Source organism: Streptomyces sp. NPDC102490 (assembly GCF_044765285.1).
Lineage (GTDB): Bacteria > Actinomycetota > Actinomycetes > Streptomycetales > Streptomycetaceae > Streptomyces.
Genome location: NZ_JBIWJU010000002.1, coordinates 352,916 through 366,971, shown reverse-complemented (window position 1 = coordinate 366,971; position 14,056 = coordinate 352,916). Strand labels below are relative to the sequence as shown.

Here is a 14,056-nt window from a genome sequence, read left to right as displayed (position 1 = left end):
ACGGCTGACGGGCAGGCGGCCACAGTCGGACCGCGGCCCGGGGCGCGGTGGTCGGACGGGGTTCACGCGCCCCGGTCGCGCAGTGCCGTGCGGGCCGGGAGGGTGACGGAGGCCAGGGCGAGGGCGCCCGCGGTGGTGGCGAAGGCGGCGTAGAGCAGCGGGGGCACGTGCGGGAACTCGCCGGTCAGGCCGCGCATCATCGGGGTCAGCGTGATCATGGCGATGGCGGTGCCCAGGGCCACGCCCGCCGCCGACACCAGCAGGCTCTCCCAGCCCAGCATGCGCAGCACCTGGCGCCGGGTGGAGCCGACGAGGCGCAGGGTGTGCAGTTCGCGGCGGCGGTCCAGGACCGTCATCACCAGGGTGTTGACCGCGGCGACGGCGGCGAAGCCGCCCAGGACGGCGGCCATCATGTAGTTGGCCCAGGCGCCGAACTCGCGGTCCACGTTCTGCGCGAGCGCGTAGCCGGAGGCGTCGGTGACCTCGCCGAGCGCGGTGAGCGGTTCGGCGTCGCCGCCGCTGACCAGCAGGGTGCCGGCGAAGGGGGACGTGACGTGGCCGTCCAGGGACGCGCGGTCCATGGTCACCGCCGGCAGGCCCAGGCCGCGGCCGTAGACCGCGACGACCTGCGGGGCGGCCTTCGTGCCGTCGGGGAGGTAGAGCGACAGCCTGTCGCCGAGGCCGATGTCCGTGGCGGTGGCGAGGGTCCGGTCGATGGCGATACGGCCCGGGCCCACCCGGTCCAGGCTGCCCTCGCGCACGTCCAGGTCCTGGACCTCGGCGAGCCGCGCGCCGGGACCCGAGACGCCCTGCGTCGCCGTCCCCTGCAACGAGGTCTCGCCACCGCCGCGTACGGGCACCAGCACCTGCGTGTCCAGCAGGCTCACGGCCGCGTCCACCCCGGGGGCGCGGGCGGCCCGGTCCGCGGCGTCGGCGGGCAGACCGGCCGGGTTGGTGACGACGTGGTCCGCCGTGACGCCCGCGCGGAGCTGCTCCGCGGCGACGTGGCTCTCGCTGGTGTGCATGAAGACCAGCGTCGACGCGAAGGCCATCGCCAGCACGATCGGAGTGATCGCGGAGGCCAGCCGGCGCGCGTTGGTACGGGAGTTGGCGGCGGCCAGCGACGCGGAAGCCCCGCCGCCGCGCAGCAGCAGGCCGAAGAGCGCCGCGCACAGCCGGGCCAGCACCGGCCCGAGCAGGGCGACGGCCAGCATGAAGAGCATGACGACGCCGAGGGAGGCGTTGGCCGCGTCGGCACCGGCGGCGGAGGCCGCCACACCGGCGAGCGCCGCACCGCCACCGACCGCGGCGACCCCGAGGACCGTACGGACGACACCCGGCCGCAGCCGCTCCACCGAGGCTTCGGCGAGCGCCTGACCCGGCTTGATCCGTGCGGGCCTGCGCCCGGCCGCCCAGCCGGCACCGAGCGCCGTGAGCAGCCCCACCCCGACGGCGGCCAGCAGCGGGAACCCCGAGACGTGCAGGTCGACGGCGTCCGGGACGGCCCCGCGGTCCTGCATCTGGCCGAACCACCAGTGCGCGAGCCCGATGCCCGGCAGGCAGCCGAGCAGCCCGGCGAGCGGGGCGACGAGCAGCGCCTCGGCGGCGACCGCGCGGCGGATCTGCCGCGGGGTCGCCCCGACGGCGCGCAGCAGCGCGAACTCGCGGGTGCGCTGCCCGACGGAGAGGGCGACCGTACCGGCCGCGGTGAAGACCGCGACCAGGGTGGCGATCCCGCCGAAGGAACCGCCGACCGCGAAGAGCGTCTCCTTGGCGTACGCAAGGCCGTGGTCCTCGACCTCGCCGCGCGCGTCACCGGTGAGCACCTGCGCGCCGGTACCGGCGAGGGCCTTGCCCACGGCGGCGGCCAGGGCGTCCGGGTCGACGCCCTCCTCGGCCAGGACGGCGACGGCGTCGGCCTTGCCGGGGTGCCCGGCCAGCGCGGGCGCCTCGGCGTCGGCGAACCAGGCCGTGCCCCCGCCGTCAGCCCCCGCGCCCGCGGTGTCCCCGGCACCGGCCTCGGCCAGCCCGGACACCCGGAAGTCGGCGGGCCCGGCGGCCGTCTCCAGCGCGACGGTGTCGCCGACGCCGAGCCGCGCGGCGCGGGCCGCGTCGGTGCCGAGGACCACCTCGCCGGGGTGCGGCGCTGCGCCCTTCGACAGCGCGGTGCCGGTGAAGGCGTGCGAGCCCCAGCCGTGGCCGGTGAGCCCACCGGAGGCGGCGGCGCCCCCGTGCACCGGGAAGGTGACGTCCGGTACGGCGGCGGCCGCGCCCGGCACCTCGGCGGCCTTCGCGGCGAGCCCCGCGTCCACGCGGGCGGTGTCCGGCAGCGGGTACGCGGTCTCCTCGGGGCCGTCGACGGTGTCGGCGACGATGCGCGCGGACTGGTCGGCGGCCGCGACGACCGGCACGTTCGCGTACCGCTCCGCCGGTACCGAGGCGCGGATGCCGGTCTCCAGCAGGACCCCGCAGGCCGCGACGACCAGCGCCGACATCATCAGCGCGACGAACGTGCCCGCGAACGAGGCGGGCTTGAAGCGCACGGCGGCGCGGGCGAGGCCGTTGGGCTTGAGGCTCATGCCGCCACCCCCGCGCCAACCCCGGCCATCCCCCGCGCACGGCCGGTGAGCGCGGTCATCCGGGCCGCGATCTCCTCCGCCGAACCCCGTTCCAGGTGGTCGGCGAAGGCCCCGTCGGCGAGGAACAGCACCCGGTCGGCCCAGGCGGCCGCGCTCGGGTCGTGGGTGACCATGACGACGGTGGCACCGAGGGTGTCCACCGCGTGCCTCAGCAGCCCGAGGACCTCGGCGGCGGTGCCGGTGTCGAGGGCGCCGGTGGGCTCGTCGGCGAAGATCACGTCGGGGGTGGTGACCAGGGCGCGGGCGACGGCCACGCGCTGCTGCTGGCCGCCGGACAGCTCGCCGGGCCGGCGGCGCGCCTTGTCGGCGAGCCCGACCTGTGCGAGGACCGCCGCCGCCCGGCCGCGGTCCTGCCGCTGCCCGGCCAGGCGCAGGGGCAGCAGGACGTTCTGTTCCACGGTCAGCGACGGCAGCAGGTTGAACGCCTGGAAGACGAAGCCGAGTCGGCTGCGGCGCAGCTCGGTCAGCTCGTTCTCCTTCATGCCGGTGATCTCCGTGCCGCCGAGGCGCACCGAGCCCGCCGTCGGCCGGTCGAGCCCGGCGGCGCACTGGAGGAACGTCGACTTCCCGGACCCGGACGGGCCCATGACGGCGGTGAAGGTGCCGCGCGGGAGGCCGAGGTCGATGCCCGCGAGCGCGTGCACGGTGCCCGCGCCGCGGCCGTACTGCCGCCGGACCCCGCGCAGTTCGACGGCGAGCCCGGGCGTGGCGGCCGGGGCCTCCGGGCGGTGTTCCGCCTTGTGTCGCTTGGCGCTGCGTAGCCTCATGTTCCGCCCTTTCGAGATCTTCTCGTTCCGACGGACCAGAGAGTGCGGGGACGGCTGCGCGCCGGGCGTCATACCCGGGAGCCAACCTGGAGGCGCTACCCCGGTAGGGGGTGGCGGGGCGGGTCCGCCGGCCTACTCGCCCGGGGCCACCAGCCCCGACTCGTACGCGAAGACCACCGCCTGGGCCCGGTCGCGCAGGTCGAGCTTGGTGAGAACGCGGCTGACGTGCGTCTTCACCGTCTGTTCCGCCAGCACCAGGGTCTGCGCGATCTCGGTGTTGGACTGGCCCCGGGCGACGAGAGCGAGGACCTCGGTCTCGCGTTCCGTCAGGCCCTTGAGCCGCTGCGCGGGCTTGCCCCGGGCGGGCGCGGGGCGCTGCTTGGCGAAGTCCGCGATGAGGCGGCGCGTGACGGAGGGGGCGAGCAGCGCGTCGCCCGAGGCCACCACGCGGACCGCCGCGATGAGGTCGGCCGGGGGCGCGTCCTTCAGCAGGAAGCCGCTGGCGCCCGCCCGCAGCGCCTCGTACACGTAGTCGTCGACGTCGAACGTGGTGAGCATCAGCACCCGCGGCCGGTGGGTCACTCCCGGCGGGGGCGACAGCAGGCGGCGCGCGGCCTCCAGGCCGTCCATCTCGGGCATCCGCACGTCCATCAGCACGACGTCGGGATGCGTACGGCGGCTCAGCTCGACGCCCTGCGCGCCGTCGGGGGCCTCGCCCACCACGTCGATGTCGCTCTGGGCGGCCAGCAGCGCGGCGAAGCCTGCCCGCACCATGGCCTGGTCGTCGACGATGATGACGCGGGTCGTCACGTGAAGTCCTCTTCCGTCAGGGGGAGTTGTGCGGCGATCCGGAAGCCGCCGTCCGGCAGCGGCCCCGCGTCGAGGGTGCCGCCGACCAGCCGCACCCGCTCGCGCATGCCGACCAGGCCGTGCCCGGTGCCGCCCACTTCGAGCGGCCCGGCGGGCGGCTCGGGCGGCGGGTCGTTGACCACCAGGACGGTGAGCCGCTCCCCGCCCCGCCCGTCGGCGGGCCGCGCCACCGACAGCGACACGCGCGTCGCGGCTCCCGGCGCGTGCCGTACGACGTTCGCGAGGGCCTCCTGGACGATGCGGTACGCCGACAGGCCCACCGTCTCGGGCACCTCGGCGTCGCAGGGGGTGAACTCCACCGGCCCGCCGGTCCGCGCCGTGGCGTCCACCAGCTGCCCGATCTGCGCGAGGCCCGGCTGGGGCACGAGCTCGCCGTGCGCCTCCTCGTTGCGCAGCACGCCGAGGAGGCGTCGCATCTCGCCGAGCGACTCCCGCGCGGTCGCCGCGATGGACGTGAACTCCTCCCGCACCTCGGGCGAGAGCGATGCGAGGCGGTACTCGGCGGTGTCCGCCTGCACCGTGATGACGGACATGTGGTGCGCCACCACGTCGTGCAGCTCGCGCGCAATGCGGGCGCGTTCCTCCAGCAGCGTCCGGCGGCCCCTCTCGGCCTCGCTGATCGTCTCCTGCTCGGCCAGCCTGCGCCGCACCTCGTACCGCTCGCGCAGCACACCGCCCAGCAGGAGCGCGATGCCCCCGAGGATGGTGAGCAGCAGTTCCCTGGCACCGGCGCCGTGGGGTGCGACGAACCCCAGGCCGACGTTGGCGCCCGCCGTCGCCAACCACACCAGCAGCAGCGTCCGGGTCCGCTCGCGCAGGCCGAGGGCGAGGCAGAGCGCGACGTACCCGACGAGTCCCGTGGGCGGGAACGGCCACAGCAGCCGCTCCTGGAAGTCGACGGCGAGCAGGGCGAGCGCCCCGGCCACATCCGCGGCGAAGACCACGTACCAGGCCCGCAGCGGCCGTACGACGGCGAGCAGCAGCGGGGCCGCCTGCCCGACCGCCAGCGCGCTCGCGACGCCGCCGTTCAGCCCGTAGTCGGCGGTGAGGACCACGATGGTGGTGGGCAGCAGGGCGACGCACAGCACGAACGCCACGGCCCACGGCAGCAGTCGCACCCACCGCCGCGAAGCCCCCGCGAGCAGCGCCCGCGGGCGCTCCTCCTCCACTGAGGTCATGGTCACCACCCTAGGCGCGGGACGAGACCGGGCCGTCACCCCGGAGAGCCAACCCGGGGTGATACCCCGGTAGGGGGTCGGCGCCCGCACCCGGGGTGCGTCAGGCCACGGGTGTCGTCGGGCCCACCAGTTCGGTCAGGACGTCCTCCATGGTGACGAAGCCCAGGACCGAGCCCGCCTCGCCGGTGACGGCGGCCAGGTGGCTGTCCTCGGCGCGCAGGGCGGTGAGGGTGTCGTCCAGGGGGGTGTCGATGCGGACGCGGGTGACGCGGTGCAGGGCCGTGCGCGGGAAGGGGCTCTCGCGGTCGGTCAGGCCCAGGGTGTCCTTGATGTGCAGGTAGCCGAGGACGGTGCCGCCGGGGCCGGTGACCGGGAAGCGGGAGTAGCCCGCGTCGGCGGCCACGCGTTCCAGCTCGGCCGGGGTGACCGTGTGCGGGACCGTGCGCATCTTCTGGGCCGGGACCAGGATCTCGCCGACCGGGCGGGTGCCCAGCTCCAGCGCGTCGCGCAGGCGTTCGCCGTCGGCCGGGGTGAGCAGTCCGGCCTCGCTGGCGTCGACCACCATGCGGGCCAGCTGGTCGTCGGTGAAGACGGCCTCGACCTCGTCCTTCGGCTCCACCCGCAGCAGCTTGAGGAGCGTGTTGGCGAAGGCGTTGATGCCGAAGACGAACGGCTTCAGCGCCCGGGTGAGGGCGACCAGCGGCGGGCCGAGGAGCAGCGCGGTGGTCGCCGGGGCGGCCAACGCGATGTTCTTCGGGATCATCTCGCCGATCAGCATGTGGAGGTACGTCGCCAGGGCCAGGGCGATCGCGAAGGCGACCGGGTGAACCAGCGCGTGCGGCATGTGCACCGCCTCGAACACCGGCTCCATCAGGTGCGCGATGGCCGGTTCCGCGACCGCGCCGAGCACCAGGGAGGAGACGGTGATGCCGAGCTGGGCCGTGGCCATCATCTGGGAGATGTGCTGGAGGCCCCACAGGGTCATCCGGGCGCGCTTGTCGCCCGACTTCGCGCGCGGCTCGATCTGGCTGCGGCGCACCGAGATCATGGCGAACTCGGCGCCCACGAAGAACGCGTTGGTCAGCAGCGTCAGCGCGCCGATGAGGAGCTGTACGACGGTCATCGGGCCATCTCCCGCTCATCGCGCGCCGACGGTTCGTGCGACGCGGGTCCGTGCGCCGACGGTTCGTGCGACGCCGGTTCGTGCGCCGGCGCGCCGGCGTCCGGCGCGGGGGCCGTGACGCGGAGGCGGTCGGCGCGGTGGTGGTCGACGTCGAGGACGTCGATGCGCCAGCCGTCCAGGGCGACCACGTCACCCTTGGCGGGGATGCGCGTCAGGCGGGTGGCGACCAGGCCGGCCAGGGTCTCGTACGGGCCCTCCGGCGCGGTCAGGCCGATGCGCTCCAGGTGGTCCAGGCGCACCGACCCGTCGGCCTCCCAGGCCGCCCGGCCGTCCGGGTCGGCGGGGGCCGGCAGCAGGTCCGGTGTCTCCACCGGGTCGTGCTCGTCGCGCACCTCGCCGACGACCTCCTCGACGATGTCCTCCACGGTCGCCACGCCCGCCGTACCGCCGTACTCGTCGATGACGACGGCCATGGTGCGGGTGGCGCGCATGCGCTCCAGGAGGCGGTCGGCGGGCAGGCTGTCCGGCACCAGGAGCGGCGCGGTGGCCAGCTCGGTGACGGGGGTGGACCGGCGGCGGTCCGGCTCCAGGGCCAGCACGTCGCGGATGTGGACGGTGCCGATGACCTCGTCCAGGCTGTCCCGGTAGACCGGGAAGCGGGACAGGCCGGTGGCGTGCGAGAGGTTCGCGGCGTCGGCGGCGGTGGCGTGGGCCTCCAGGGCCTTGACGTCCACGCGCGGCGTCATGACGTTCTCCGCGGTCAGCTCGCCCAGGTGCAGGGTGCGTACGAACAGCTCCGCCGAGTCCGCCTCCAGGGCGCCCTCCGCGGCCGAGTGCTGGGCGAGGGCGACCAGTTCCTCGGCGCTGCGGGCGGAGGCTAGCTCCTCGGCCGGTTCCAGGCCGAAGCGGCGCACGAAGCGGTTCGCCGTGTCGTTCAGGTGCCGGATGAAGGGGCCGAAGGCGGTGGTGAAGCCGCGCTGCGGGCCCGCGACGACCTTCGCGACGGCCAGCGGGCGGGAGATCGCCCAGTTCTTTGGGACCAGCTCGCCGACGACCATCAGCACGACGGTGGAGACGACCACGCCGAGCACGGTCGCCACCGTCGAGGTGGCGCCGCCCAGGCCGATCGCCCGCAGCGGGCCGCGCAGCAGCACCGCGAGGGACGGCTCGGCCAGCATGCCGATGACCAGCGAGGTCACCGTGATGCCGAGCTGGGCGCCGGACAGCTGGAGGGTCAGGGAGCGGACGGCCTTCAGGGCGCCGTCGGCACCGCGCTCACCGGACTCGGCGGCACGCTCCAGGTCGGAGCGCTCGACGGTGGTGAGGGAGAACTCGGCCGCGACGAACAGCGCGCAGGCCAGGGTGAGGAGGAGGGCCAGCAGGAGCAGCAGGACCTCGGTCACCGTGCCACCCCGCTTCCCTCACGCGCATACGGGGGCACTGGCGGGCCGGCCGCGGCACGGCCGGTACTGGGAGGCTCCATTACGGAACGGGACTCCTTAACGGGGTCGGTGGGCACCGGTACCAGCCGGGCGCCCGAGGGTTCTCCCTCATGGTAAAGGACGAGCAAAGAGATCGGGAGTCCTCGGACCCCTATGCTTCTACTCGCCTGTAGAGAACGGCCGGACGGTTCCGGTTGTTCCCCGCACGAAAGTGAAGGAGTGAACGCCTCGATGGTGTTCAAGCGGCTGCTCGGTTCCCTCGGCGTGGGCGGGCCCACGGTGGACACGGTCCTCGACCCGGGCGCCGCCCGGCCGGGGGGCACGCTGTCGGGCCGGGTCCACCTGGCCGGCGGCAGCGCCGACCAGGACGTCGAGCACGTCGCGCTGGAGCTGGTGGCCCGCGTGGAGACCGGGCACCGGGAGCACGGCCACGGGGAGGGCGTCGACGGGGTAGGGGTCGGCCGTGAGGGAGTCGACAGCGAGGGCGTCGTCGTCTTCGACCGGCACACCGTCGGCGGGTCCTTCCGGCTCGCGGCGGGCGAGGAGACGAGCATCCCGTTCGCGGTGACGCTGCCCTGGGAGACCCCGGCCACCGAGCTGCACGGGCAGCCGCTGGGCATCGTGCTCGGCGTGCGCACCGAGCTGGCCGTCGCCGGCGCCCGGGACCGGGGCGACCTGGACCCGCTCACCGTGACGCCGCTCCCGGCCCAGGAGGCGGTCCTGGAGGCCCTCGGCGGGCTCGGTTTCACCATCCGCTCCGCCGACCTGGAGTACGGCCGCATCGGCGGCACCGGGCAGCGGCTGCCGTTCTACCAGGAGATCGAGCTGACCCCGCCCCCGCGCTACGCCCACCAGGCCGACGAGATCGAGCTGACCTTCCTGGCCGTGCCGGGTGCGCTCGAAGTGGTGCTGGAGGCGGACAAGCGCGGCGGCCCGTTCGCCGACGGCCACGGCGGCCACGACGCGGTCAGCCGCTTCACCGTCCCGCACGAGGGCCCCGCCGGGCCGCAGGGCTGGACCGCCCTCGTCGACGGCTGGATCAAGGAGCTGGTCGAGCACCGCGCGTCCTACGGCTCCCACGCGGTGTACGGCCACGAGTCCGGGGTCGGCGCCGCCGTCATGGCCGGGGCGGCGGGCATCGCCGTGGGGATGGTGGCGACCGAGGCCGTCGACGAGGTGGGGGACCTCTTCGAGGGCGACTCCGAGGATGGGGACGGGAACGGGGACGGGGAAGACTGGTAGCTTCTACAGTGATGTAGAGCAACGGATCGGGGTCGCCTGCGACTCCGGCCCGACCGGTACGGAGTACGGAGTTCTCATGGCCCTGTGGGACCGCTTCAAGGAGTCCGCGTCGCAGATGCAGACGCAGCTCGTGGCGAAGAAGAACGACCTCAAGAGCGGTGCCTTCCGCGACGCCAGCATGGCGATGTGCGCGCTGGTCGCCGCGGCCGACGGCAGCGTCGACCCCTCGGAGCGGCAGCGGGTCGCCCAGCTGATCTCGACCAACGAGGTGTTGCAGAACTTCCCCGCCGACGACCTGCGCCGCCGCTTCGAGGCCAACCTGGACAAGCTGACCGCCGACTTCGCCTTCGGCAAGGTCGGCATCCTCCAGGAGATCGCCAAGGCGAAGAAGAAGCCCGCGGAGGCGCGGGCCGTGATCCAGATCGGCATCGTGATCGGCGGTGCCGACGGGGACTTCGACAAGGACGAGCGCGCCGTGGTCCGCGAGGCGTGCTACGCCCTCGACCTGCCGCCGCACGAGTTCGACCTCTGAGAGGCGGCGGGCGCCCGGGGCGCGCCCCGGCCCGCCGGCCTTGCCGTAGATTCCGGGTGCGGGTCCGTGCCGCGGGCCCGCACCGTACGTCCACCAGGGGAGCGCCGTGTTCGGACTCAGCGAGCTCGCGATCATTCTCGTCGTCGTCGCGGCCGTCATCGCCGTCAAGAAGCTTCCCGAGCTGACCCGCTCGGCGGGCAGGTCGGCCCGCATCCTCAAGGCGGAGGCACGCGCCACGCGGGACGCGGACGCCCCGGGGACGCCGCGCGTCATCCAGGGCGAGACGGTCAGGCGCGAGGACCCCGGCACCGGCTCCCGGGGCTGAGGCCGGCCCGCCTCACGCGCCGGGCTCGCGGTCCCCGGCGCGGGTGCGGTGCGGGCCCAGTTCGCGCAGCACCTCGCCGAGTTCGGCGGCGGTGAGCGCGGGAGCGGGCAGGGGCCCGGCGGCCGGCGCGGTGCGCAGACCCGCCAGGAACAGGGCGAGGGGCCGGCGCCAGGCATCCGGCGCGGTCGCGGTCGCGTCCGGGCTCGTCGTCGTGCCCGGGGGCGCCGTCCCGGTCGCGGCCGCGTCCGGGCTCGTCGTCGTGTCCGGGCTCGTCGTCGTGTCCGGGCTCGCCGCCGTGGCCAGCGTCGCCCTCGCATCCGGGCTCGCCGTCGCATCCGGACTCGTCGTCGCGCCTGGGGTCGCCCTCGCGTCCAGCGTCGCCCTCGCGCCCGGCGCCGCCGTCGCGCCCAGCGTCACCCTCCCGCCCGGCGTCGCCGTCGCTGCGGTCAGCGCCGGGACCGCGCGGCCGAGTGCCGCGAGTCCGAACAGCACGTCCTCGGTGGTGACGTCGGCGCGCACGGTGCCCTCGTCGCGGAGGCGGGACAGCAGCGCGTCCACGGTCCGGCGGTTGTGCTCGTGCACGGCCTCCAGGCTCTCGACGCCCCGCAGATGCGTGGTCATGAGGTCGTTGGAGCCGCGGTCGGCGGCCAGGGTGCGGAAGACCACCTCCAGGTAGGCGGTGAGCCCCGCCCACGCGTCCGGGGCCCTCCTGGCCTGCTCACCGGCGTCCATCGTGCCCGTCAGCGAGTCCCGGAAGACGGCGTCCACCAGGGCGGCGCGGGTGGGGAAATGGCGGTAGAGCGTCGCGTTGCCCACCCCCGCCCGGCGCGCGATCACGTCCAGCGGCGCGTCCAGTCCCTGCTCGGTGAACACCTCGTGGGCCGCCTCCAGCAGAAGCTCCCGGTTGCGCCGCGCGTCGCGTCGCTGCCGGGGCGCTCCGTCGCGTGCGCCGACGGTCATCCTCGCCCTCCGGATCGTACGAACCGGGGAGTGCTCCCCGTGCTCCGGGTGCCGATGCTATCGTCGGCGAGGAAAGTGGGGAGCACTCCCCGTTTAACTTTCTTCCCCCTGGAGGCTCCATGACCGCGCCCACCCCCGAGGAACTGGCCGCCCTGCGGGCCGTGGGCGCCGTGCACCGGGTGTGCGTGCCGGGCAGCGGGGAGAGCCTGCTGGTGGTGACGCGCGACGCGGCGCGGGCCGCGCTCGCCGACCCGCGGCTGCGCAACGACATCCGGCACTCCGCGTCCTGGCGGAGCGACGGCGGGCACGCCATCGGCCACAACATGCTCCAGAGCGACCCGCCGCAGCACACCCGCCTGCGCCGGCTGGTGGCCGGGCACTTCACGCCGGGCCGGGCCGCCGCCCTGCGCCCGCGCGTCGAGCACATCGCGCGCGACCTGCTGGACGCCCTGCCGCGAACGGGCACGGCCGACCTGGTCGCCCGGTACGCGCTGCCGCTGCCGGTCACGGTGATCTGCGAGGTGCTGGGCGTCCCGGAGAGCGACCGCGGGGGCTTCCACACCTGGTCGAACGAGCTGGTCATGCCCACCTCGCCGGAGGCGGCCCGGTCGGCGGCCGACGCCCTGACCGGCTACCTCACCGAGCTGACCGACGCCAAGCGCCGCACCCCGGACGGCACGCTCCTCGGCGACCTGGTCGGCGCCGCCGACGGCGGCGAACTCACCGCCGGGGAACTGCTCGGGATGGCCTTCCTCCTCCTGGTCGCCGGGCACGAGACGACCGTCAACCTGATCTCCGCCACCGTCCACAGCCTGCTCACCCACCCCGACCAGCTCGCCCGCCTGCGCGCCGAGCCGGAGCTGACCGAGAGCGCCGTGGAGGAGTCGCTGCGCTACAACTCCCCCGTCCACGCCTCCGCGTTCCGCTACGCGGCCGAGCCGCTGGAGCTGGCGGGCACCGCGATCGCGGCGGGCGACTCGGTGCACGTCTCCCTCGCCGCCGCCTCCCGTGACCCGGCGCACCACCCCGACCCCGACCGCTTCGACATCGGCCGCCGCCCGCGAGGCCACCTCGGTTTCGGCCACGGCCCGCACCACTGCCTGGGCGCACCGCTGGCCCGCGTCGAGGCCGCCGTCGCCGTACGCCTGCTCCTCGAACGGCACCCCGCGCTCGCCCTCGCCACCGCCCCGGCCACGCTCACCTGGCGCACCAGCACCCTGCTGCGCGGGCTGACGGAACTGCCGGTGCGGCTCGGCTGAGCCGCGGACCGGCGCCGGTGGCACGGGCCCCGGGGCCGCCCGGGGCCGGGATCACGACGGGTCCTCCGGTACGGCCGACAGCAGGCTGTGCACGATCGGCCCCGCCGAGCCGCCGCCGGTGACGCCCTCCTCGACGACGGCCGCGACGGCGACGTTGCCCCGGTGGGCGACCAGCCAGCCGTTGTTGTCCTGGTCGTCGGAGACCTCGGCGGTACCGGTCTTGGCGCCGATCTCACCCGGCAGGTCGGCCAGGACGCGCGCGGTGCCGTCGGTGACGGTGGCCCGCATCAGCCCGCGCAGCTGGGTGACGACCTCGTCGGGGAGCGGCTCGGTGCGGGTGGCGTTCTCGTGGCCCGCGGTGACGGACGGCTGGTGGAACTCGCCGGACACCGCGGTGGCCGTCACCGACGCCATGATCAGCGGGTTGGCCTGGACGCGGCCCTGCCCGATCATCGACGCGGCCTTCTCCGTCTCGTCCTTGGGCACCGGCACCGAGCCGTCGTACGTCGGGATGCCGACGTGCCACTCCTGGCCGACCCCGAAGTAGGTGCGCGCGACCTTCCCCAGCTCCGCGTCGTCGAGCTTGCCGCGCAGGCTGATGAAGGCGGTGTTGCAGGACTCGGTGAAGTCCTTGCGGAAGGTGGCGCCGGGGTGTTCGGAGGTCTCCACGTTGTGGAACTCCTTGCCCACCGTCAGGTACTTGGGGCAGTCCACGACGTCGTCGGGCGCGACCGCGTCCTTGAGCAGCAGGGCGCTGCTGGTGACGATCTTCCAGGTGGAGCCGGGCGCGTAGGTGCCGGAGGCGGCGCGGTTGAAGCCGGAGGAGGGCGAGTTGGCGAGGGCGAGGACCTCGCCGTTGTCGACGCGCAGGGCGACGAGGGAGGCGTTCTTGCCGTCGGCCTCCCCGAGGGCCTGCTCCGCGGCGGCCTGCCAGCCGGCGTCCAGGGTGGTGCGCACCGGCCGGTCCGCCGTCGCCGGGTCGGGCTTCTTGCCGAAGGACGCCTCGGTGCGCACGGTCTCGCCGCTGGCCCGGTCGACCAGCTCGACCGCGCCGCGCGGACCGCCGCCGCCCGCGTCACCGGCGAGCCGCCCCAGGAGCGGGGCCAGGGACGGGTACGCATCGCCGACGAGGGAGGCCCCTTCCCGGTCCGTGACCTTCGGCGGCGCGGTCTCCTCGCGCTCCAGACGGAACTTCTCCGTGTCGCTCAGCCTCGGGTGCACCAGGGACAGCCGCCAGTCCACCTTCCAGCCGCCGTCGTCCTGCTCGCGCAGCGGCAGCCGCGACTCGTACGTCCAGGTGCCCAGGCCGGTGACCGGCATCCGGGCGGTGAAGGGGACGCCGAGGGTGCCGTCCTCGTCCTCCTGCACGCCGTCGTCCGCCGCCGTCAGCTTCGGCTTCTCGATGTCGAGGCCCGCGGTGAAGCTCTGCAGGACCTCCTGTGCCTTGCCGGGCTCGGTGGTGCGGCCGGCCGCGCTCGGCAGGCGCCCGGCGGCCCAGTCGGCGAGGAAGGCGCGCGCCTGCTTCATCGCGGCGGGGTCGGGTCCGTCGTCGCCGCGCGCGAAGGGGCCGAACCCGGCGGCGTACGAGCCGCCCGCGGCGACCGCGAGGACCACACCCACGGCGACGACGGCCCGGACCCCGGTGCGGGGCCTGCGGCGGCGAGGCGGGCTCGGGCGGGGAGCGGTGAGGTGGGGAGCGTCGGTCATGGGAAGGTCCTT

At 75.0% G+C, this 14,056-nt stretch carries 12 protein-coding genes; 4 read left to right on the top strand and 8 right to left on the bottom strand.

Features of this window, described 5'->3' with window-relative positions; all coding sequences use genetic code 11:
• Window positions 1-62: 62 nt before the first annotated feature.
• The 6 genes from ACIRGB_RS05125 to ACIRGB_RS05100 all read right to left on the bottom strand — a co-directional run bounded on the left by ACIRGB_RS05125 (window position 63) and on the right by ACIRGB_RS05100 (window position 7,980).
• Window positions 63-2,579 (bottom strand): ABC transporter permease, encoded by a 2,517-nt coding sequence (locus ACIRGB_RS05125; RefSeq protein ID WP_403858755.1) that lies wholly within the window; start codon window positions 2,577-2,579, stop codon window positions 63-65.
• The gene (locus ACIRGB_RS05120) at window positions 2,576-3,406 is read right to left on the bottom strand and encodes an ABC transporter ATP-binding protein (RefSeq protein ID WP_403858753.1); all 831 of its coding nucleotides are present in this window, start codon (window positions 3,404-3,406) and stop codon (window positions 2,576-2,578) included. Before ACIRGB_RS05120 ends, ACIRGB_RS05125 begins: the two co-directional genes overlap by 4 nt.
• A 132-nt stretch (window positions 3,407-3,538) precedes the next feature.
• Entirely contained in the window at window positions 3,539-4,216 is a 678-nt protein-coding gene (locus tag ACIRGB_RS05115) for a response regulator (RefSeq protein WP_403858751.1), read from the bottom strand.
• Window positions 4,213-5,454 carry a sensor histidine kinase gene (locus ACIRGB_RS05110; RefSeq protein ID WP_403858749.1) on the bottom strand — a complete coding sequence of 414 codons (1,242 nt, stop codon included), beginning with the start codon at window positions 5,452-5,454 and terminating at the stop codon, window positions 4,213-4,215. Before ACIRGB_RS05110 ends, ACIRGB_RS05115 begins: the two co-directional genes overlap by 4 nt.
• Before the next feature lie 100 nt (window positions 5,455-5,554).
• Window positions 5,555-6,577, bottom strand: coding sequence for a hemolysin family protein (locus ACIRGB_RS05105; protein ID WP_403858747.1), 1,023 nt, complete (start codon window positions 6,575-6,577; stop codon window positions 5,555-5,557).
• Window positions 6,574-7,980, bottom strand: a complete 1,407-nt coding sequence (locus ACIRGB_RS05100) for a hemolysin family protein (protein ID WP_403858745.1) — start codon at window positions 7,978-7,980, stop codon at window positions 6,574-6,576. The genes ACIRGB_RS05105 and ACIRGB_RS05100 overlap by 4 nt, the downstream gene beginning before the upstream one ends.
• A gap of 270 nt (window positions 7,981-8,250) precedes the next feature.
• Here ACIRGB_RS05100 and ACIRGB_RS05095 point away from each other — a divergent pair, with 270 nt between their 5' ends.
• From ACIRGB_RS05095 to ACIRGB_RS05085, 3 genes are all read left to right on the top strand, one after another.
• Window positions 8,251-9,261: a sporulation protein gene (locus ACIRGB_RS05095; RefSeq protein ID WP_403859306.1), complete on the top strand. Its 1,011-nt coding sequence runs from the start codon at window positions 8,251-8,253 to the stop codon at window positions 9,259-9,261.
• A gap of 76 nt (window positions 9,262-9,337) precedes the next feature.
• Window positions 9,338-9,793, top strand: a complete 456-nt coding sequence (locus ACIRGB_RS05090) for a tellurite resistance TerB family protein (RefSeq protein WP_403858743.1) — start codon at window positions 9,338-9,340, stop codon at window positions 9,791-9,793.
• A 106-nt stretch (window positions 9,794-9,899) separates the two neighbouring features.
• Window positions 9,900-10,118 (top strand): twin-arginine translocase TatA/TatE family subunit, encoded by a 219-nt coding sequence (locus tag ACIRGB_RS05085; RefSeq protein WP_403858741.1) that lies wholly within the window; start codon window positions 9,900-9,902, stop codon window positions 10,116-10,118.
• 12 nt (window positions 10,119-10,130) lie between these two features.
• Here ACIRGB_RS05085 and ACIRGB_RS05080 read toward each other — a convergent pair whose 3' ends face one another.
• Window positions 10,131-11,078 (bottom strand): TetR/AcrR family transcriptional regulator, encoded by a 948-nt coding sequence (locus ACIRGB_RS05080; RefSeq protein WP_403858739.1) that lies wholly within the window; start codon window positions 11,076-11,078, stop codon window positions 10,131-10,133.
• A 119-nt stretch (window positions 11,079-11,197) separates the two neighbouring features.
• Here ACIRGB_RS05080 and ACIRGB_RS05075 point away from each other — a divergent pair, with 119 nt between their 5' ends.
• Window positions 11,198-12,337 carry a cytochrome P450 gene (locus tag ACIRGB_RS05075; protein WP_403858737.1) on the top strand — a complete coding sequence of 380 codons (1,140 nt, stop codon included), beginning with the start codon at window positions 11,198-11,200 and terminating at the stop codon, window positions 12,335-12,337.
• A 51-nt stretch (window positions 12,338-12,388) separates the two neighbouring features.
• Here the strand turns inward: ACIRGB_RS05075 and ACIRGB_RS05070 are convergent, their stop codons facing one another.
• The gene (locus tag ACIRGB_RS05070) at window positions 12,389-14,044 is read right to left on the bottom strand and encodes a penicillin-binding transpeptidase domain-containing protein (protein WP_403858735.1); all 1,656 of its coding nucleotides are present in this window, start codon (window positions 14,042-14,044) and stop codon (window positions 12,389-12,391) included.
• Window positions 14,045-14,056: the final 12 nt, after the last annotated feature.

Coding starts and splice junctions, on each gene's coding strand:
- ACIRGB_RS05120 (WP_403858753.1), bottom strand. CDS start 3,406: ATGAGGCTACGCAGCGCCAAGCGACACAAGGCGGAACACCGCCCGGAG.
- ACIRGB_RS05075 (WP_403858737.1), top strand. CDS start 11,198: ATGACCGCGCCCACCCCCGAGGAACTGGCCGCCCTGCGGGCCGTGGGC.
- ACIRGB_RS05080 (WP_403858739.1), bottom strand. CDS start 11,078: ATGACCGTCGGCGCACGCGACGGAGCGCCCCGGCAGCGACGCGACGCG.
- ACIRGB_RS05095 (WP_403859306.1), top strand. CDS start 8,251: ATGGTGTTCAAGCGGCTGCTCGGTTCCCTCGGCGTGGGCGGGCCCACG.
- ACIRGB_RS05090 (WP_403858743.1), top strand. CDS start 9,338: ATGGCCCTGTGGGACCGCTTCAAGGAGTCCGCGTCGCAGATGCAGACG.
- ACIRGB_RS05125 (WP_403858755.1), bottom strand. CDS start 2,579: ATGAGCCTCAAGCCCAACGGCCTCGCCCGCGCCGCCGTGCGCTTCAAG.
- ACIRGB_RS05070 (WP_403858735.1), bottom strand. CDS start 14,044: ATGACCGACGCTCCCCACCTCACCGCTCCCCGCCCGAGCCCGCCTCGC.
- ACIRGB_RS05105 (WP_403858747.1), bottom strand. CDS start 6,577: ATGACCGTCGTACAGCTCCTCATCGGCGCGCTGACGCTGCTGACCAAC.
- ACIRGB_RS05110 (WP_403858749.1), bottom strand. CDS start 5,454: ATGACCTCAGTGGAGGAGGAGCGCCCGCGGGCGCTGCTCGCGGGGGCT.